A 19,397-nucleotide genomic window follows, 5' to 3' on the forward strand; every position below is an offset into this window, starting at 1 on the left:
CTTAATGTGCCTTGATCTTCTGTACCGTTTTATTGGTATAGGGTAATGATTGTTGTTGGGTATGGTGACGAACACTGCTCACTTTAGATGACTTGATTGCAGAAGTTGAGTTGTCCCATGCATTACGAATATAGGATGCGATATCTGCTATATGTGCATCTGAAAAATGCGAGTTTTGCCCTAAACCAGGCATCACCATTCCGTTGTTATAGGTTTTTCCCCTGACTTTAATTGGGCCACTGTATCCGTGCAATAAAATACCAATAAGTTTATTTGGATCACCTGTTACCCATTCACTTTTATTCAGTGGTGGGATCATTGGGTTGCCTTCACCGTTTGCGCCATGGCAACCAAAACATCCAGCTTCGCCATTGTAGAGTTTTTTACCACGTGCAACACTTTTGCTTACCGTGCTATTTAGTTTTTGTTTCGTTTGCTTGACTGTGTTGTTAAGAGCGGTAAGCGTTTTAACTACGTCGGTTGATAACTCATTTTTTTGCGAGGCTAAAAATGCTTTTCCTTTGTTGCCTAAACTGGCCACAATAATTGGATTGTTACCGTGTTGTTGAATAATGTTAGCCGTTGCTGTCCAAACGTTATGAGTACCGGCAGCAAGAGCTAGAGCGTTAGCCGCTTCTGCGCTCACCTTAACGCTTTGTTCGTGTAGCCAATTGTTTAGCTCTGGCGTGGTGCTAAATAACTCGGCCAATCGATACACGCTGCGCAGCACTTTTGAATTGGTTGAGTTGGACGCCATAATTAAGGTATTCAGGCTAAGTTCTTCTAAGCCTTCCAATGCCCAGAGGGCTTTAATTTGTGCTAGCGGGTTAGGGCTTTCAGTCGCTATTGAAATTAATTCAGTCACTACAGATTTATCTTGAGCCATGACCAACAATTGCTGAGCCATATCTCTGTGCCAACCATTGTCATGGCTTAAAAATGGCACCAGTTGTTGGGCAGTCAAATTATGTAAATATTCTACCTTTGGCATTGGATTCGTTTTATGTTTTAGTCTGTAAAGACGACCAATGTGTTTACTGCGCTCTAAATCTCGAGATTTAATTTGATCCGATAAATAACTGGTTAAAAATGTACGGTGTTGTAAAACGCCATGATAAAAGTCTACAACCATCACGGTTCCATCGGGTGTATTGTTTAGGCTCACAGGGCGAAATCTCTCATCCGTGGAAGCAATGATGTCCTTTTTATTAAATAGATTGGCTCCAGTTACTTTGCCTTCGGATTCGCTAATTTTTGTGGCTTTAACTAAATTGCCCGCTGACTCTGTGACTAATCCAATGTTTTGGTATGGTGCAGGAAATTGATTTCCACGATAAATCACCGGGCCACCAGCAGCAGTATTGCGTTTTAGTTTATATTCTTTGTCGTACATGCCTTCCATATAACCACGGTTAATACCCGGTGTGACACGGATAGGGAAAACTTCGTTACTTCCCACATTTTGATTCAATAACTCTTTAGGAAATTCTTGTTGTGGATTTCTAAAGGCCACATTGGGTAAGAAAGAGGTGGTTTGTAAAGGAGACGAATTGCCTAAAAAGTAATGGCGTCCATAATCATCTTGAGTGATCCCCCATTGCCCACGAAATTCAGTGTGGGCAACAATCATTTTCCAATATTGGTTTTTGTAGATTTCTTTACTACCTTTTGGCAGTTCAGCGTTAAGTGGGTATGGGCGATAACGTTTGTTAGCTTTAGCGCTGTAATACCAGTTGTCTAAGCTAAATAACAAACCATTGGGTTTATGTTCCACATTGCCGCCTTTGGCGTAATCTTTGTCTACCATTTCAGTTTTGACTACTGTGACTTGCCCTTTATCTTCTGTTAATTCAGAAAAATACATACTGCTGTTGTCTGCCCAAATAATTCCTTTAGGTACAAAAGCCAAGGCTCGAGGTAACACTATGTTCGGGATCACCACTTGGCGAGTGTCCATAGTGCCATCATTGTTTGTGTCGGATAACATAACAATTTGACTGTCGTGTTTCATTTCGCCTGTTGCTAAAGTGTCCATCATGTAAGTGGTCATTTCTAACGCCCACACCCTACCCGCAGCATCATAAATTGCATAGACAGGATCATAAACTAATGGGCTATCAGCGATAACCTCTAAGGCAAAATCAGGGTGTACTTCAAAAGATTGTAAGGCTTGTTCTATGTTCAAAATGGGCGCTTCAGGAATAATCTCTTCAGGCACCACTTTTTTCATCACGTGGCCTTTTCTGTCACCTGGGTTTGATGCCTTGAATGGCTTGTCTGCTTTAGGTTTAGTTAATTGACGCAGTTTTAGGTTTTTAACAGATAATGTGCCTTTGCTGTTTTCAATTTTGATAGGAGTCAGTTGCTCTGGGATAGGTGACAAAAACTGTTGTTCTGCGACTTTTATATTGTTTATCCAATGTTCAACTTGGCTACCTTTAACCACTAAACGTACTCGGTTCCAGCCTTTATTAATACGCAATGAACGCCAACCTTTAGGCTCCGTTAGGTTGGTAGGAGGCGTAATGCCATAAATCGCGCCCATGGCTTTGGTATTGTTAGCGGTTTGCTCTAGGCTGGTTTCCTCTGATAGCTGAAATTCATAACCTTTATTGTCTTTTTGTAATAAATAATGAATACCGTTGTCGGCTTGTTTGGAAGATTTAACATCCAGTTCTAATTCAAAATAATGGTCCTTTATCGGCAAAGACAAGGTGTTATCTTGTTTTGCTGCATTGGCGGTAAGTGCGCCATCTTTAACTTGCCACTGACCTGTTTGAGCAAGCGGAATGTTTGTTTGGCCGTCCCACAACAATTGCCAACCCTGTGAAGCTTGATAATCAGTTAGGTTATTATTTAAGTAGTTAAATTGTGCAATCTTAGAAGGTGCGCTTAAATGGGCTTTGATATTGGTAGTCAATATTTTTGGAGCGCGCCACTTAATAGTTTTGTTGGCTTTATCTGCGCCGGCACTATGAATTTGTAAGGCGATAAACCCCTCTTTACTCCAGTCGTCGACTATTGAACTACAAGGCACACCATTAATAAATGTACGTACTTGACTACCCACTGCTTCAATACGATATTTATTCCAATTATCGACCTTAAAGGTTTTTTGGCAATCGGGATTTCGATTCATGGTGTATAACCAGCCACGGCGACCTTGATCATAAATGCCGCCACTCCATGCACGCTTAGCAGTGTCTATTTCCATTTGATATCCAGCAACGGTTTCGCCTTTTTTGCCTAGTATCTTTTTGCTTCTAAATTGCACACCGGAATTTAAAGGGGCTTGAGCTTGTACATCCACTTCGAATATAAAATCAGTGAATACTTCGCCCGTGGTGAAATAGGTGCTATGGGGCGTTTTAATACTGGTGCCAACTATCGTTTGAGCTTCTAGTTGATAGTCTGCTTTACCGCCTATTTTATACCAATCACTTAAGCTGTTTTCATTGATCAAACTTCGCCAATGGTTTTGTTTATTTGCTGGGGGCTGATGATGAGCAGATTTTTTTTGCTCGGATTGTTCGTTCATTGAACAAGAATATGTACCTAGCATGATCAGACCAATTGAGGCTGTTTTGGCAACTAACGAGAGATTGTGACGATATAATTTCATAAATAGGTAGCTCAATTGTTAACTAGTTGTGTTTTGGACTGACCAATTTAGTATAAAATAGCCAGTTAGCTTTTCATAGTGTAAATTCAGCCTAGTGGCTAATTTTAAATAGCAATACCAGTGTTTTTAAGTATGAATATGTCATTTCAAATAGGGATTTGTCAATATTATGTTATTCTGAGTTGAGATACGTTCATTTTGGTCTGATAGGTTATGGGATATTTAAAATGCTAAAAATGCTAAAAATGCTGGTTAAATGTTTAATCGTTAGTTTGTGCACGGCATGTGCTCAGCAAAGTTTTGAAAAGCAAACGGCCTCAGAGCCTAACCCAGTTAAGAATGTTCTATTTTTGTTAGTTGATGATTTACGACCAGAGCTAAAGTCATTTGGTGCACAGCATATTCATTCCCCCAATATTGATGAATTGGCTAAAAATAGCCGAATTTTTTTAAACCAATATGTGAATTCTCCCAGCTGTGGGCCGTCCCGTTATTCTTTGTTAACAGGCCGATACGGTCCTAGTAACAATAGCGCCTTACAACTAAGAGGAAGGGCTATAACTCAAGGTAAAACTGGTATCCCACCTAGTATGCCAGAGTGGTTTAAACGGCACGGGTATTCAACCGTCTCGGTAGGTAAAGTGTCTCATCTACCCGGTGGACGTGGTGGTAAAGGCTGGGCAGATGATACTCAATTGGAGATGCCTAATGCTTGGACTAGGCACTTAATGCCTGTGGGAGAGTGGAATACGCCATCAGGCATGATGCACGGCCTAGCTCATGGTGAAGTTCGAAAAAATGCCAAAGACATGGACCTATTTCAAGCCATTGAAGGAGACGATAACATTTACCCTGATGGCTTAATTACCGAGGAAGCGCTCAAACAATTAGGCTTGCTCAGCCAAGATAAACAAACTCCATTCTTTTTAGCTGTAGGGATCATCAAACCTCATTTACCCTTTGGGGCACCGAAAAAATATTTAGATTTGTATGACGGGGTTGAGTTTCCAGACAACCCATATCCTAATAAACCTGAAGGCTTGTCTACTTGGCATAAATCTGGCGAGTTCATGAAATATAACCGTTGGGGTAAAAATCCAAATACGGATAAAGCTTTTGCTGAAGATGTGCGCCGTCATTATGCTGCCAGTGTGAGTTATGCCGATGCCCAAGTAGGAAAAGTACTGCAACAGCTAAAAGCATCAGGGGCTGACAAAAATACCATAGTAGTACTTTGGGGCGACCACGGTTGGAACTTAGGTGAACATGCTATTTGGGGTAAACACAATTTATTTGAAGAAGGCTTACGTTCACCGTTACTTATTTCTTATCCTGATATGCCCAATGAAGGGGAAAGCACCAAGGCTGTGGTAGAAGCTGCAGATGTTTTCCCAACTGTAACTTCACTAGCCGGTATTCCTCAGCCAGAAAATATTCATGGTCAATCTATCGTTTCTCAAGTCAATAACCCTAATGCTGGTGGCCACTATGCCTATTCATATCGAGGAGCTAACCATACATTACGCATGAATGGTTATCGGCTGACATCTTTCGGTAACAAAGGGGTGGCCTTGTATGACCATAACAGTGCAAAAAAAGAAACCAAAAATGTAGCAAATGAACATCCAGAAATTGTTAAGCAAATGCTGCCTATTCTAAAAGCCCGTATGTTGAAAAATGACAAATTCTGAGGAATAACAATGAAACACATAAAGCACTACCTTAATAAAATTACATTCGTATCGTCTGCATTATTGCTTGTGTCTTCTGCTGCAATTGCAAAACCTGAAGCCACGCCCACTTGGACAGATCCTGTGCTCGCCCAAAAAGAGCATAGTGGTTTTAAATATCTAGGTGAATACACAAATAAAAACAGAGCTATACAAGTGAGTCCTGAAGGTAACAAATTCTATGTGGCTAATTATTCAGGTGGCTTGCCCGGTGCTGGTTGGGATGGTAAGTCAGTCGATTATCAACGATTAGATGAAAACCAACTCAAACAATTGTTAACTGAATTTAGCAAAGTAGATCGTGGCGTGAAGACTGGCAGTTATCCAGCGCCTGACAATGCGACCGTTATTTTTGATGGTAAAAAATCTAAAGCTTTAGGTAATGCGAAAGTGGTTGATGGTTCGCTACTTGCCGGAGCATTGATTAACGAAGAGCTGACTGATTTCCAACTGCATATTGAATTTCGCACACCATACAAGCCTGAAAGAGAAATAGGTCACCCAGATCGAGGCAACAGTGGTTTGTATATGCTAAAGCGTTACGAAGTGCAGGTTATGGATTGTTTTGCCTTACCTTACGATGAAACCGAATGGAAAAAACAAGGTTTGATGAAATCGCCAGCAGGTTGTAATGGTGCAATTTATAAAGTGAACACGCCAGCAACTAACATGAGTTTCCCCGCGCTCACTTGGCAAAGTTTTGATATTGATTTCACCGCAGCCCATTTTGAAGGAGGTAAAAAGATTAAGAATGCACGTATGAGTGTTATTCATAATGGTGTCAAAATCCATAATGATGTAGAGGTGAAAAAAGGCACAGGAAATCAAGGTAAAAACCCAGAGCTAGCTAGTGGCCCAATCTACATCCAAAACCATCACAACCCTGTGCAGTATCGTAATATTTGGCTTGTTAAGCATTAGGAAATGATATGAATATAAGCAGGCGAGTTGGACAAGGAATATTCTTGGTATTTTGTTTATTGATCAGCACTATGGGTGCTGCTGAGCAAGATAAACCAAATATTTTATTTGCCGTGGCAGATGATATGTCTCACGCCAGTGCTTATGGTTATAAGTTTTTAAATACGCCTAATTTTGATTCTATTGGTGAACAAGGTATTCGATTTAACCGAATGTATACCCCAAGTAGCAAGTGTTCTCCCTCTAGAGCGGTAATATTGACTGGGCGTAATCCTTGGCAATTAGAAGAGCTAGCCAATCACAAGCCCACTTGGCCAGAAAAATACATAAGTGTTATTGAAGTACTAGAAAAAAATGGATACTTCACCGGCTACACAGGGAAAGGTTGGAGTCCAGGTATTCATCCCAAAAATCGCACTTTAACCGGCAGGCAATACAATCAGATAAAGATGGATAAAACTCCTACTAGCAAAATGTTCACCTCTGATTACACTGCAAACTTCAAAAAGTTTATGCAAGACAAACCTAAAAATCAGCCCTTTTTCTTTTGGTATGGCGCCAAAGAGCCGCACAGAGGTTACGAATACAAATCGGGTGTTAGGTTAGGTAAAAAACTGGAAAACCTAGATTTTACGCCCTCATTTTGGGGCGGCTCAGAAGCCTCTAAACACGATGTTTTAGACTACGCCATTGAAGTGGAATATTTCGATAACCACCTTGGCAAAATACTCGAACATATAAAGTCCATAGGCGAGTTAGACAACACTATTGTGATAGTGACATCAGACAATGCTATGCCTTTCCCCCGCTACAAAGGTCACCCCCATGAGTTTGCTACTCGAGTACCCTTTGTTGTGGCTTGGCCCGGCAAAATTGTTAATCCAGGGCGCGAAGAAAACCACTTTGCTAGTTTTATCGACCTTGCTCCTACCTTCTTAGACATTGCCAACATAGATGTTACCAAAACTAAGATGTTGCCCTTTGAAGGTAAAAGTTTAACTGACATATTCGCAGCAAAAATAACCGGTCGAAACACAGTGTTAACTGGCCGAGAGCGTAATGACATGGCAAGGCCTAATGGTTGGAGTTACCCCGTACGTAGTTTACATAAAGGGGAATTTGTATATATGCATAACTTTAAACCTGAGCGTTGGCCTGTGGGTACATGGGAAGCAGGTTTGAAAGACACAGACGGCAGCCCGACAAAATCAGATTTAATGTTTAATCAAAAACACAGCAAAGCTTATGCACTGTCGTTTGGTAAACGGCCCCAAGAAGAGTTGTACAATATTGCCAAAGATCCTGAATGTATAAATAACTTAGCTGAAGACCCCCAATACGCAGCTGTTAAGCAGTCCATGCAACAGGACTTATTTAGCCAATTAAAACAACAGCAAGACCCAAGAGTTTTGGGTAATGGCGATATTTTTGACCAGTACCATCCCTATAGACAAAAAGAGTATCCACAAAACCTGAAGAAAATGGCCGACATATTAAAACGCCGAAGCAAATAAGTAGCCTAGCGTGTTTGGGTTGCGTTAGGTGAGTGCGAGCACGGCCTGATGTTACATGTTATTATACCCATAGAATAATGTGGGATAGTGAACTATGAATCGTCGTAAAAAAGGCAACCAAATCTTAAAAGCCCGGGCCAAAAAAGCCAACGCCAAATTGTCGGGTAAAAAAAAACCAAAATATATCTGCAAAGCAGACCGTGAAAAAATGGCCCTTGAAGAACAACAACAAAACCAAGAACCTTTGAGCGAGTAGTCTAGCATACAAAGACTATGGCGTTATGTTGCCGTGATATTAACTGTTATGTTTTTTGAGGAAACTGGAAAAAGGATGTATATCTACACTATTAATCAAGATCAGATTGATTTTATTGAACAAAACTTCTTTGAATTTTCGTTTGATAATGAAGACGAAATACCAGATAAATCACTTTTCGATCAATTGAGTCATCCCGCAGAGTTATTTTATCTCGCTCATATTTACAACTGGGATGACGGCACAGACGTATTGCAATGGGTAGTCGATAGTCCGCTTTGCTCTAAGGCAACTGCATGTCTAATATTCTGGCGGTCACAACCAGACTATTATCGTCGCTATACGTTAGCTGGCGATTCAAATGTTGCTCTAAATGATGGTGAGATTTTATCCTTATTGCATTCTATTGTTCAAAAATATGAAAACAACGATTTCTGTTCAATCGCCTTGGCTTTTGACCCCGAGCCAGAATTGGAATCGCTAACGGCTAAAGATCCAAAATGGGATGTACCAGAAGAATTGTTCAAAAAGCTAGAAGGTATTGAAATACATGGTCCTTCGTAGCGGCCGCTCCAACTGACTCTGTAATGTTTGCACGGTGAGCTGGGCGTTAAGCTTGGCATGCTTTGAGTCATGGACTGATTCATCATTTAAGTTTTATTACCCACCTACGGTTTTTGAGATAAGTGCTGTGCATACTCTGAAGGTGATACACCTTCAATGGCTTTAAACTCTTTATTAAAGCTGGATTTTGTACGAAAGCCGGCGTCAAACATTACCACTGTCATAGAAACATCGGGTTGTTTGTGCATTATGTCTTTAGCCAGTAACACTCGTTTTCGGTTTAGGTATTTTGAGTAACTTTCACCCTGTACTTGATTTACTGCTAGCGACAATTTTTTGATAGGGACATTTAAGTAGGTGGCCATGTCTTTTAAAGACAAGGGCGATGCCAGTAAAGCCGGATCAGCTAAGGTCTTGTCTAATGCTGCAATGATGGCAACAAATTCGGTTGTATCTTGTTTATTGGTGGTTTTTGTCTGTTGGTTTGACAGCCCTTGATAATACCAATCAAAGTATTCAGAGCCTTGCATCGCCGCCCATAATGCCCAAGATACCACTATCAATTTAATGATTATCTCCATTAATAGGGGGATGGAATCAGACAATTGGGTGCCTCGCGCTAATTCCATATTGATCAGCATTTCAGACAAAAATGAAATGGATAAAAGTGCACTGCTGATTATCAACCATCGATAAGCAATGTGTTGGTGGGGTCCTAAAAATTGAAACTGCTGTTTTCCTTTAGTTAGCTTTACTAACAAAGCCAGACTATAACCGCCAAAGCTAGTCAAAATAATTATGTTAATTAGGTCTAAATGTTTGTTTGTCACCATCAAAATAAAAGTGATACAGGCAGGAATAAAGTGCCAAGTATTTTTTAGCTTAAACTTTTGTTCAGGCGTCGATAGACATTGAAAATAAAGCAAAAACAGTGGGCCAAACACTAAGGCAAAGGTTGGCATTAACACTTTGACGAGTGGTGGACGCCCAAATTCAAGAGATAGAACTAGAAAAACAGACTGGATGGCAAACAGTAAAAAACAGCTGGCTAGAATGAGAGGCGCTAATGTTTGCCGTGGGCGACTTTTGAATAAATGTATGGCCAATATGGCACAACAAAAAGCTGTGATGATGCTTAGATAATGCACAAAAACACTTACTCACTAATAAAGGTATAAAAAAACTAGACCGAAAACGCGTTTTGAGTCGTTCAGCCTGTTCTAAATAGTTAAAAAAGCACTTTAAACTAAATGGAGTGACAAATGAAATTACGTTTTACAGTCTTGGTTATTTTTGTTTTGTGGTGGCATGGAGCTGGGGCAAATACGCCGCTTTTAATTAAAAATGTGTCTGTGGTTAATCTTGATAAACACCCCATTATTAACAAACAAGACGTACTTATTGAAAATGGATTGATCGCCAAATTAGGCAAAAACTTGTCTGCGCCACAAGGGCAGATTATAGACGGTACAAATAAATACCTAATGGCTGGGCTAATTGACGCACACACGCATTTAGGTGGTGTGCCAGGCATGACTTATCAACAAATGTCGGCGTTTCCTGAAGTTACTAAAGAAGCCCAAACACAAATCCCTAAAAGTTATTTGTATCACGGCTTTACTACTGTGATTGACGTCAATTCTGGTAAAAACGTGATGCAAGGTTGGAATAGTCAAAAAATTCGTCCTAACGCTTATTTTTGCGGTGGAGCCCCCTATATGGATGGTTACCCAATGAAATATATGTCTAAGCCTTTACGTTATCAGATTTATGAGTATTTTCTGATTGGAGACAATGAGGTGCCAGAAGGAGTAGAAGGAATAAATAAGCAAAATCACACACCTAAAGGTGTGATTACTCGTATGGTAAATGACGGCGCAATTTGTGTTAAAACTCACTATGAAAAAGGCTTTGGTAAAGATCAAAGCTCTCCGACCCCAGAAGTGGCGTTGATCAAAGAATTGCGCGAAGAAGCTCATCGCGCTGGGATACCTATTTTAATTCATGCCAATAACGAAGATGCGCAAAGGTTTGCCATTGAAGCTAATGTGGATGCCCTTGCCCATGGAATGTGGAAAAAGAAGGCTCAGACTGAGGGCATCGAAGGCTCAGTTAAAAATGTGCTCGACGACCTCATTCGTAAAAAAATCGCGGTACAACCCACCATACAAGTGCTTTATGGTGAGCGCGATTTACATGACCCTAATTATTTAAACCAAGAAGCCATGAAACATGTACTACCTGAATCATTGTTGAAGTGGTATGCCTCAAAAGATGGCCAACAACATCGTACGAGAATGGCCAAATTTCCATTTGTAAAAGACTTATTAGAAAATGAAGGCTGGCAACAGATTAATGCTGAAGGCATTGTGTTAGTTAAACAAACCTTGAGTTATTTGGCAGCCAATGGCGGGACATTACAATTTGGCACCGATACCCCTAGCGATATTACTTTTGCCAACCCGCCCGGATTAAATGGCCGAAAAGAAATGCAGCATTGGCAAGAGGCGGGTGTAACACCTATACAATTTCTCAAATCTGCCACTATTGCGAATGCCAAATTCTTTAATTTAGATAAAAAAATAGGCAGCGTTGAAGCGGGTAAATCCGCAGATTTATTACTTCTTAATCAAGATCCCACTAAGAGTTATTCTGCTTACGATGCTATAGACATGGTTATATCTAATGGTGTCGCTCATAACAGAAATTCTCTTTCAGCAAATCATTAACAGCTGCGTTTATTTAACTGTGTCATAGCTCACGACACCTGCTATTAGGTAGAATGATTAGCTGGTGGCACAGCGTTTTATTGTTATACCAATCTCGTTATTTAATGAGATTGGTATTAGTTGCAATCTAAATTAGGACTATAAAATGCAGTGATCTTTTTATATTGGTTTGGGTTATGCCATTCTTTTCGAAGATTACATATATACGGATAATAGGTATTCACAAAGCCTAGTGCGTCAGTATCAAAAAACTGTTTAGCTACCTCTTCTTCACATAATTCCATTTCACGACACAGTAATATTTGTTCGTAAAAGGTAAACAATTGTTCGAGTGAGCCACTTATTTTGTCTTCTTTAATTTGATTTAGCACCGCTTTATCGTAGTTGGCTTGTAACTTAGCTGGAGAAGCGTTAGGTACTTGCAATATTTTGTTGAGCTCTACAGCACGACCACTCATGGATTCGGTGATCTTTAGTCGAGCCTCTACTAACATGCTATTACCATGGTACCTTTCGACAAAAGCCATTGAGCGATCGACTCGTACCGCAGACTTATGTTCAAGATATTGATAAATACCAAATAAGCCGCCTATTACTACGGATAAAGCGGCAACCCAAGTACCGGCAACTTCAGCTAGTTGAAGCTTGAGTTCTTGGTCTGTCATTTTCTACATACAGGTAGAGACTTGTTAACTAAGCAGGGGTTGTATGCGCGATCTTCACCGTTATCTTCAGTGTCTGGACAATTTGGTGAGCCTTCAACAGAGCAGTCTGGTTCTGGGTTTTCGGGTTGAGTACTTTGACAGCTACTTACACCTACAAAAATAAGGCTAGCTAAAATTAATACTATTAGGGAGCGTGCTCTATTTACTGATAAATATTCCATAAGCTTTCTCGGTCTAAAACATTAAAGTTAGCACTATACTAATATTTATGGTTAATTGATGAAATACTAAACACAAAATAAAAGGAATATTCATGGGTTTAAGGAAATTAGTCTCAATCTCAACCCTACCATTATTGTTCTCCTCCCATTATTCTAGTGCTGAAGGCGTGTTTGACAATGCTCGAGTCGTGACAGGCATGTCACTTGGTTATAGCGATTTTTCGTTCCCAGAAAAGTTAGATCACAATATTTCGTTTCCTAGTGCCAGTATTCCCGTCGCTTTATCTGTAGGCAATTGGCAGGTATCCCTAAATGCGACTACGACGCTCGCTGATGCTGAAATTGCTGAAGAGGAAGATGTAGGTGAAGCGTCTCGTAGAGATTTAGATTTAACCTTAGGGTATAGAGTTACTAAAAGTTGGTCAGTATTTGCGGGTTATAAATATGGCAAAACTGACATGCATTTTACACCTAGAGATTTTGGTGAGGAGATGGAAGACTTTGAGGAAGAAAGTGATAAAGACGAGCCTGAAGATGGTGAAACGATATTTGCGCAGACTAACGAAAGTTATCAACAAAAGGGGCCATTTCTTGGCGCTAGTTATAGCTGGCAATTTGAAAAGGCAGGTAGGTTAAGTTTGTCTTTGGCTTACGCCTCTTTGAATGCAACCAATCAATTCGCAGCTAATACAGATGAAGATGAGGGCGATGACGAGCCCACTGAGTTTGATGATTTAACCGGGCGAGTTAAGGGCGACACTAAAGGTTTTAGTTATGGATTGAGTTGGACAATGCCATTGTCGAGTAATTTACTTTTTCAAACACGATTTAAAATAAATGATTATCGTCAAGATATAGTGTTGGAGGGAGCTCGTTTTAAAGATATAGACGAAACTTTTACCACTTTACATGTGGGTTTAGCTTACGTGTTTTAGGCTCTAATTAACCCGGCTAAAATACCGTAAAATCAGGTATATCACGATTTTTCGGGGGGCTAAAAAACACCTCGCTTAACAAGGATGAATGCTCCCATGGGATTTGTTTGTTGCGAGTTTGTTTAGATACGCCCTGTCTGACTTTTTTAAACACCTCCTCGACACTGATTTGTGTACCAATGTGACGTAACAAATGTTTAGTATAAACACCATTCTTACCTTTACCGTCAGCGGCGACGCCATCGGGTTCTGTGGCAAAAGCAATCAGTGTGTTTGTTGGGGCTTTAATGGGAGATAACCCATCGTCAACATTGATACTGGCGGTAGAATTTATCTTGGCAAAAGGGTTAGTTCGGCAAGCGTCGAGAATAATAATGTTTTGCAGGTTTTTTGATTGTTGTATTTGGCTAAACAGATTGTTGATCTTGTATAAACCCGAAACAAATTCTTGCTGATTTTCAAATTGCATATCTAATGGCACCAAATAATTTTGGTGATTTATTTGTAATGCGTGCCCAGCATAATAAACAAGAGCCAGCGTTGGTTTGTCTGCTGCCCTCTGTACATCGAGGTAAAACTGTTGGATCTCTGCGTGTAATGTATCTAATTTTGTATCTTGTAATAGGCTCACCTTATATCCCAGTTCGGTTAAATTATCGGCGATAGCTGTCGCGTCATTTATGGTGTTTTTTAAGGGAGCGGTTTTATAGTTTTGGTTACCTATAATTAAGGCGTAGCGCTGCATATCTTGCGCGAACGTTATGTTTTGGCTAAGAACTAGGCAAATAAAACTAAGTATTATTCTTTTTGGCATAGGATTCTTTTTAATAGTGGTGCCTTAATAGTAAAGGTTATTTTTCGTACGCTTAAAAGCTTAGCTTACTGAGATTTAAGGGAAAGCTTTTTATTACTATGTTAACTATTTTGATATTGGACTGACCAAATATAGCTGAATTAACCTATTTATCCCGAGCTCAGGTTATTTAATCTGAATTGGATAAACAGACTACAGATATTAAAAAATGATAATAGTTTTTTTGATACCCGAGAAATACAAATCGATTTAATGTATATTGTTTATTGTAGAATGTGTAATATTCGAAGCGTCGAATAGTTCCTAATATACTAAGTTAGGTTGTTAAAAAAAGGGTTACAGGCATGGCTAATCAGGATAATTCCCGCAGAGATTTCTTTAAAAAGACTGCAGCAGCTTCGGTTGGGCTAGTACTAGCGCCAGGGTTACTCTCAGCATCAGAACCACAGAATAAAAAGACGCCTTTAACAGCTGTTCAACCAGAATGGCGAAATAAGCAATCTGGCGCCAGTTACCGCATGTTAGGTCGAACAGGCATGATGGTTTCTGAGTTAGTAGTGGGGACTTATCCATACAAAAACGAATCTTTTTATCCGGTGCTGGATTACGGTATTGAAAGAGGAGTTAATTATTTAGATACCGCTGCAGCTTATACTCAAGGTCAAGTTGAATCGAATTTAGGTAACTACTTGAAAAAAACGGGTTATCGAGAAAAGGTTTTTTTATCGACAAAACTAAGTGGTTATGGTGGTTATCTATATGGTGTGCTTAATGACATAAACAAAGGACTTCCTCAAGGTAAAAAAGATGCTTTAAGAAAAAAGGCAGACCAAATGATTGAAGACAGAGCTGTTTTGAAACCCGGTTATCATATGAACTTTTGGGACGGCCAAGAGAAGCAGGTGTTTGATGCATATTATTATCATGTGCTTATGCAAGAACATGGTTTCAGGTCTGAATGGAAGAGTAAAATTAAAAAACATACCTACGGGTTATTAGAAAGTGGGTTAAAGCGCTTACAAACTGATTATGTGGATGTATTACATTGTCCCCACGGTATCGCTATGCCGGAAATGATGGAGGATGAAATCCTTGAAGAGTTATTTTCAGAGTTCAAACAAAAAGGGCTGATTCGCGCTTCAGCCGTTTCATTTCATAACGATGTAGCAGGCAATTTATCTAAAGTTATTGAAGTCGGATATTATGATGCCACTATGTTTGCATACAATATTGCCAATCATGCAGCGTTAGAGAACTTGATATATAAGGCTAAAGAAGCGGGCATTGGTATGGTGGCCATGAAAGTGGCCAGACTATTATGGATGGAAGATCAGCCAGCGTGGAAGAATGAAGATAGTTGGAGATTGAAAAAGCTCACTAGAACTATTCCAGACTCGGAAATATCTAAATTTGCTAAAGCTTACTTATGGGCTTTGCAAAACTCAAACTTATCTTGTTGTGTTGCGCAAATGGAAACTGTAGATATGTTTGCTGATAATATACAAATAATGGGTCGCAAAGTAGAACAGCAAACAGTCTAAAAAAACTTCTATCTAAATCCAAAGTTCAATGGCCCCTAGTATCTCTGTTAGAAGTGAGATTGGCGTATAGAATAGCAGTTAAAAAGTTGGCTTTTTTGAGCTGTTCAGTGAGTACTTGCAATATTCGTTCGATTTTTTATAAATGTTTATAATGCTGCCATCAGCTCATAATGGCGCCATCTCGACTTTTTCTCTCAAATAAATTTACTGCCTCCAGTTATTTAATGGAATTGGTATAAGTATAAGCTAAATTGGTCAAGCCAAAATAAAATTGGTTGTGATTGTCCAGACCCATTTATATAATTCGTTGAGTTTAGTATTTAAATATTCCTGTAATAACTTAATGAGTATCATTTTTAATCATGTCAAAAAATCAAATTGCTAGTCAAAGGTTGTATCTACAGGTTGCCAGTCAGCTTGCTGATTTGGTTAAAGATGGCACTGTAAAAGTCGGTGCTCGATTTGCGGCTGAACGTGATTTAGCTGCTGATTTTGGCGTAAGCCGTTCAACAATCCGTGAAGCTATGATAGCCCTTGAAGTGAGTGGGCTGGTGGAAATTCGTTCGGGTTCAGGTATATATGCACTAGAGCCATCACGTAAAATAAACTCAGCATTGGCCATAGAGGATTTGCCTGGACCATTTGAAGTGTTAGAAGCGCGCATGTTAATTGAATCCGAATCAGCCAACTTGGCGGCTCAGCGCATTAGTAATGATGAATTATTGCAGTTAAAGCAACTACTACATTCTATGGCTAAAGCCGTAGAAGAGGACAATATAGAAGAAGCGGAACGTATTGACCATGCTTTTCATTTAGCCATTATAAAAGCGACGAGAAATAGTGCGCTTTTACCAATCTACGAATGGTTATGGGAGGTGCGTGAGTTATCTGAGGTGAGCAAAAGGTTCCACCTTAAGCTCAGAAATAAAGGCTCAACGCCTAAAATTGAAGAACACGAAGCGGTATGTAATGCCCTCATGCAAAGAGATGGTGAGCAAGCCAAGAAGTCTATTCAATCACATTTAACGAATGTGATGAGTCGGCTAACCGATTGTAGTTTAGTCTAGAATTTTTGGGGGGTATAAGACCCTTACTTCCAGATTTTTCTGTGGTTTACTTTATTGGCATGCACTAATTCTTGGTTTAAATGCATATTTTCTAATGAAGAAACTTTAAATAACATTTCAACGTTGTCAAAAGACTCAATCTTATGTTCAGCCAGTTTTTCTTTGAATTGTAGTGACGTGGCTCCCCATCTAGCGGTGAGAAATCGACTGAAATTTCCTAATGCGGCATCGGTAAAGCCGGCAATTAAGAAAACTTTGGTTTTATTTGGTCCGTTAAATTTAGCGAACAAGCCGTAATCTGTATATCGACCTTCTGTGTTCTGGGGTGACATAAACATCTGAGTCGATTCTTCAGTGGCTAATGTGAGCTGATTTTCTGTAATTGCAAAGCCCGAACCTTTAAAAAAGCTACCAAGTTTGGACATCGAACGGTAATCCCCTATGTAAATTATATTATATTGGCGGATATCTTTGACCGTAAGCTGAGAGCTTACTCGCACAGATACTGTATGTGGGTCTTCGAAAGTTAGCAGTACGTGTTTATATGCTTGAGCCACGCCATTAGAAACCTGGTTATATTCATTGCCAAGGACTATCAATACGTCTTTTTTCTCTTGAAGTTTTAAGTCAGCCCACAAAGCATCCGTGCTGTTTCGAGATACCTTACTTTGACTAATTTGAGCTTGATTGGGATACAAAACAAGCCCAAAGTGTATGACTAAAGAAAAAGCAATTAATAGAGTCATTGCATAAACGTACTTGGGTTTGGTTGGTTTGGCTTTTTCAGTATCATCTATTTGAGGCGTAGTAACGACCTCTGGATTAGTTGGTTGTGATTTAGCACTGGTGTTAACCGCTTTAAACACCAAGCGATATTCGCCAGTTGGCAGTAATATGCGAAAACTTTCTGTGTTGCCAGCTTGATCAAAATAAGTATCGAGTTTCTTTCTTAGATTTGAAATATGCACCCTGACTGTTGAGTCATCCGCCGAATTAAAATCGGTAGACTTATTAAATACGTCGATTGCAATTTCAACTTCTTTAGGCGGCTTAGTGGGTGAAGATGTGTCTTCAATTGCCTGTAATTCTTTTTCAACTAAGTAGGCCAGTAACTTGCTGTAATTTTTAGAACGGCTAAAAATTGGACTTTGTTGAATCCTGTCTAGCAATGCCAAAATGGCAGCTTTAGACGGAGTAAAAGGTGTCTCAGGCACTTCGAAGTTTCCAATAAAATAACTAGCTCTATACTCGCTCTTATCCTACAGATAATTAACAGAGTTTTGTACGTTTTTTTAACAGGTTTGCTAGTTAGCCCCCTTAAGCTGAGGGCCTTAATATTAATCGAAGTGCCACTTATAGGGTATCGAGTGGCAATTTAATTAAGCCAAAATACCTTTCACAATTTTACCGTGTACGTCAGTTAATCTAAAACGGCGACCTTGATATTTAAAGGTGAGTTTTTCATGGTCTACACCCATTAAATGCATAATGGTGGCGTGTAAATCATGTATATGTACAGGATCTTTAGTTACGTTGTAGGCGAAGTCGTCGGTTTCACCATGAGTATGACCAGCTTTTACGCCGCCGCCTGCCATCCACATGGTGAAAGCATTCGGGTGATGGTCTCGGCCATAGGCTTTTTCTGTAAACTTGCCCTGACAGTAACTTGTACGACCGAACTCTCCACCCCAAACGACTAAGGTGTCGTCTAATAATCCTCGTTGTTTTAAATCTGCCACTAGTGCAGCCGAGGCTTGATCTGTTTCTCTGCACATTTGTTTAATGCCACCAGGTAATCCACTGTGGTGATCCCAACCACGATGGAAAAGCTGAGTAAATTTAACGTTCCTCTCAGCTAATCTGCGAGCTAATAGGCAATTGGCTGCAAAGGTTCCTGGGATGCGAGAATCTGGACCATACATGTCGAAAACCCAGTCTGGTTCATCTGAAAAGTCATTCACGTCTGGTACGGATGTTTGCATGCGTTGAGCCATTTCGTATTGGGCTATACGAGAGTGGATTTCGTCATCCATGGTTTTAGCGTGCTGAATGCCATGTAATTTGGTTAAATAGCTTAACATTTCACGTCTGTCATAACGGCTTAATCCTTTAGGATTATTCACGAATAACACAGGATCTTTTCCGGCTCTGAAACGCACACCTTGATGGATAGAAGGTAAGAATCCATTTCCCCATAAACGAGCAAAGATTGGCTGGCCTTTATTTTGGTTAGTTAACAACACAATAAAGGGGGGAAGGTTGTTATTGTTGCTACCTAGACCATAACTTAACCATGCGCCTAAACTCGGCCGGCCGGCTATCGGGAATCCTGTTAAAATAAAGGTGGCAGCAGGGTCGTGGTTAATTGCGTCAGTTTGAACAGATTTAACAAAACATAAATCGTCGGCTACTTTAGCTGTGTGGGGTAATAATTCGCTGACCCAAGCCCCTGATTCTCCATGCTGTTTGAAGTCGAATACTGATTTAACTAAAGGTAAAGATGTTTGTTGAGCGGTCATGGTGGTCAATTTAGTGTCACCACGTACTTCACTGGGTATTTCTTTACCGTGCATTTTATTCAACATGGGTTTGTAGTCGAATAATTCCATTTGAGATGGGCCGCCACTTTGAAATAAGTAGATCATCCGTTTAGCTTTGGCTGGAATGTGCGGCTTGCCTAACACTCCATTTAAGCTGTCATCTGGCAATATTAATTTTTTGTCTTCGGCTTTGTCAGCAAGAGCAAGGCCAGACAAACCCGATAAACCTGCGGCGGAAGCTGCTTTTAAAAACTGTCTGCGGTCTAATTGATTCACTT

At 40.0% G+C, this 19,397-nt stretch carries 16 protein-coding genes; 9 read left to right on the forward strand and 7 right to left on the reverse strand.

The features are described 5' to 3' along the window. Window position 1: 1 nt before the first annotated feature. Window positions 2-3,622 carry a PVC-type heme-binding CxxCH protein gene (locus ACSHXM_RS06155; protein WP_435687865.1) on the reverse strand — a complete coding sequence of 1,207 codons (3,621 nt, stop codon included), beginning with the start codon at window positions 3,620-3,622 and terminating at the stop codon, window positions 2-4. A 227-nt stretch (window positions 3,623-3,849) separates the two neighbouring features. Here ACSHXM_RS06155 and ACSHXM_RS06160 point away from each other — a divergent pair, with 227 nt between their 5' ends. From ACSHXM_RS06160 to ACSHXM_RS06180, 5 genes are all read left to right on the forward strand, one after another. After that, window positions 3,850-5,313, forward strand: a complete 1,464-nt coding sequence (locus tag ACSHXM_RS06160; RefSeq protein ID WP_435687866.1) for a sulfatase — start codon at window positions 3,850-3,852, stop codon at window positions 5,311-5,313. A 9-nt stretch (window positions 5,314-5,322) separates the two neighbouring features. Then, window positions 5,323-6,273 (forward strand): 3-keto-disaccharide hydrolase, encoded by a 951-nt coding sequence (locus ACSHXM_RS06165; protein ID WP_435687867.1) that lies wholly within the window; start codon window positions 5,323-5,325, stop codon window positions 6,271-6,273. Between the two features lie 8 nt (window positions 6,274-6,281). Next, window positions 6,282-7,787, forward strand: a complete 1,506-nt coding sequence (locus ACSHXM_RS06170) for a sulfatase family protein (protein ID WP_435687868.1) — start codon at window positions 6,282-6,284, stop codon at window positions 7,785-7,787. A 94-nt stretch (window positions 7,788-7,881) separates the two neighbouring features. Then, window positions 7,882-8,043, forward strand: a complete 162-nt coding sequence (locus ACSHXM_RS06175; RefSeq protein ID WP_435687869.1) for a DUF2986 domain-containing protein — start codon at window positions 7,882-7,884, stop codon at window positions 8,041-8,043. Between the two features lie 75 nt (window positions 8,044-8,118). Further along, on the forward strand, window positions 8,119-8,607 hold the full coding sequence (locus ACSHXM_RS06180; RefSeq protein WP_435687870.1) for a DUF4274 domain-containing protein: 489 nt from the start codon (window positions 8,119-8,121) through the stop codon (window positions 8,605-8,607). A gap of 104 nt (window positions 8,608-8,711) precedes the next feature. Here the strand turns inward: ACSHXM_RS06180 and ACSHXM_RS06185 are convergent, their stop codons facing one another. Further along, window positions 8,712-9,755, reverse strand: coding sequence for a helix-turn-helix domain-containing protein (locus ACSHXM_RS06185; RefSeq protein WP_435687871.1), 1,044 nt, complete (start codon window positions 9,753-9,755; stop codon window positions 8,712-8,714). A 114-nt stretch (window positions 9,756-9,869) separates the two neighbouring features. On the opposite strand from ACSHXM_RS06185, the gene ACSHXM_RS06190 reads away from it, so the two are divergent. Further along, entirely contained in the window at window positions 9,870-11,336 is a 1,467-nt protein-coding gene (locus ACSHXM_RS06190) for an amidohydrolase family protein (protein ID WP_435687872.1), read from the forward strand. Between the two features lie 116 nt (window positions 11,337-11,452). Here the strand turns inward: ACSHXM_RS06190 and ACSHXM_RS06195 are convergent, their stop codons facing one another. Both ACSHXM_RS06195 and ACSHXM_RS06200 read right to left on the reverse strand, forming a co-directional pair. Beyond that, window positions 11,453-12,001 carry a DUF4760 domain-containing protein gene (locus ACSHXM_RS06195; RefSeq protein WP_435687873.1) on the reverse strand — a complete coding sequence of 183 codons (549 nt, stop codon included), beginning with the start codon at window positions 11,999-12,001 and terminating at the stop codon, window positions 11,453-11,455. After that, window positions 11,998-12,222, reverse strand: a complete 225-nt coding sequence (locus ACSHXM_RS06200) for a hypothetical protein (RefSeq protein WP_435687874.1) — start codon at window positions 12,220-12,222, stop codon at window positions 11,998-12,000. The genes ACSHXM_RS06195 and ACSHXM_RS06200 overlap by 4 nt, the downstream gene beginning before the upstream one ends. A gap of 92 nt (window positions 12,223-12,314) precedes the next feature. Here ACSHXM_RS06200 and ACSHXM_RS06205 point away from each other — a divergent pair, with 92 nt between their 5' ends. Beyond that, window positions 12,315-13,157 carry a hypothetical protein gene (locus ACSHXM_RS06205; RefSeq protein WP_435687875.1) on the forward strand — a complete coding sequence of 281 codons (843 nt, stop codon included), beginning with the start codon at window positions 12,315-12,317 and terminating at the stop codon, window positions 13,155-13,157. A gap of 16 nt (window positions 13,158-13,173) precedes the next feature. Here ACSHXM_RS06205 and ACSHXM_RS06210 read toward each other — a convergent pair whose 3' ends face one another. Beyond that, the gene (locus tag ACSHXM_RS06210; protein ID WP_435687876.1) at window positions 13,174-13,971 is read right to left on the reverse strand and encodes a caspase family protein; all 798 of its coding nucleotides are present in this window, start codon (window positions 13,969-13,971) and stop codon (window positions 13,174-13,176) included. 344 nt (window positions 13,972-14,315) lie between these two features. Here ACSHXM_RS06210 and ACSHXM_RS06215 point away from each other — a divergent pair, with 344 nt between their 5' ends. Beyond that, window positions 14,316-15,512, forward strand: a complete 1,197-nt coding sequence (locus tag ACSHXM_RS06215; RefSeq protein ID WP_435687877.1) for an aldo/keto reductase — start codon at window positions 14,316-14,318, stop codon at window positions 15,510-15,512. A 362-nt stretch (window positions 15,513-15,874) separates the two neighbouring features. After that, complete coding sequence (locus ACSHXM_RS06220) at window positions 15,875-16,579, forward strand: FadR/GntR family transcriptional regulator (RefSeq protein ID WP_435687878.1); 705 nt, start codon at window positions 15,875-15,877, stop codon at window positions 16,577-16,579. Between the two features lie 23 nt (window positions 16,580-16,602). On the opposite strand, the gene ACSHXM_RS06225 is transcribed toward ACSHXM_RS06220, so the two are convergent. Continuing rightward, on the reverse strand, window positions 16,603-17,793 hold the full coding sequence (locus tag ACSHXM_RS06225; RefSeq protein ID WP_435687879.1) for a hypothetical protein: 1,191 nt from the start codon (window positions 17,791-17,793) through the stop codon (window positions 16,603-16,605). A gap of 165 nt (window positions 17,794-17,958) precedes the next feature. Then, window positions 17,959-19,395, reverse strand: a complete 1,437-nt coding sequence (locus ACSHXM_RS06230) for a DUF1501 domain-containing protein (protein WP_435687880.1) — start codon at window positions 19,393-19,395, stop codon at window positions 17,959-17,961. Window positions 19,396-19,397: the final 2 nt, after the last annotated feature.

Source organism: Paraglaciecola sp., from assembly GCF_051252315.1.
Taxonomy (GTDB): domain Bacteria; phylum Pseudomonadota; class Gammaproteobacteria; order Enterobacterales; family Alteromonadaceae; genus Paraglaciecola.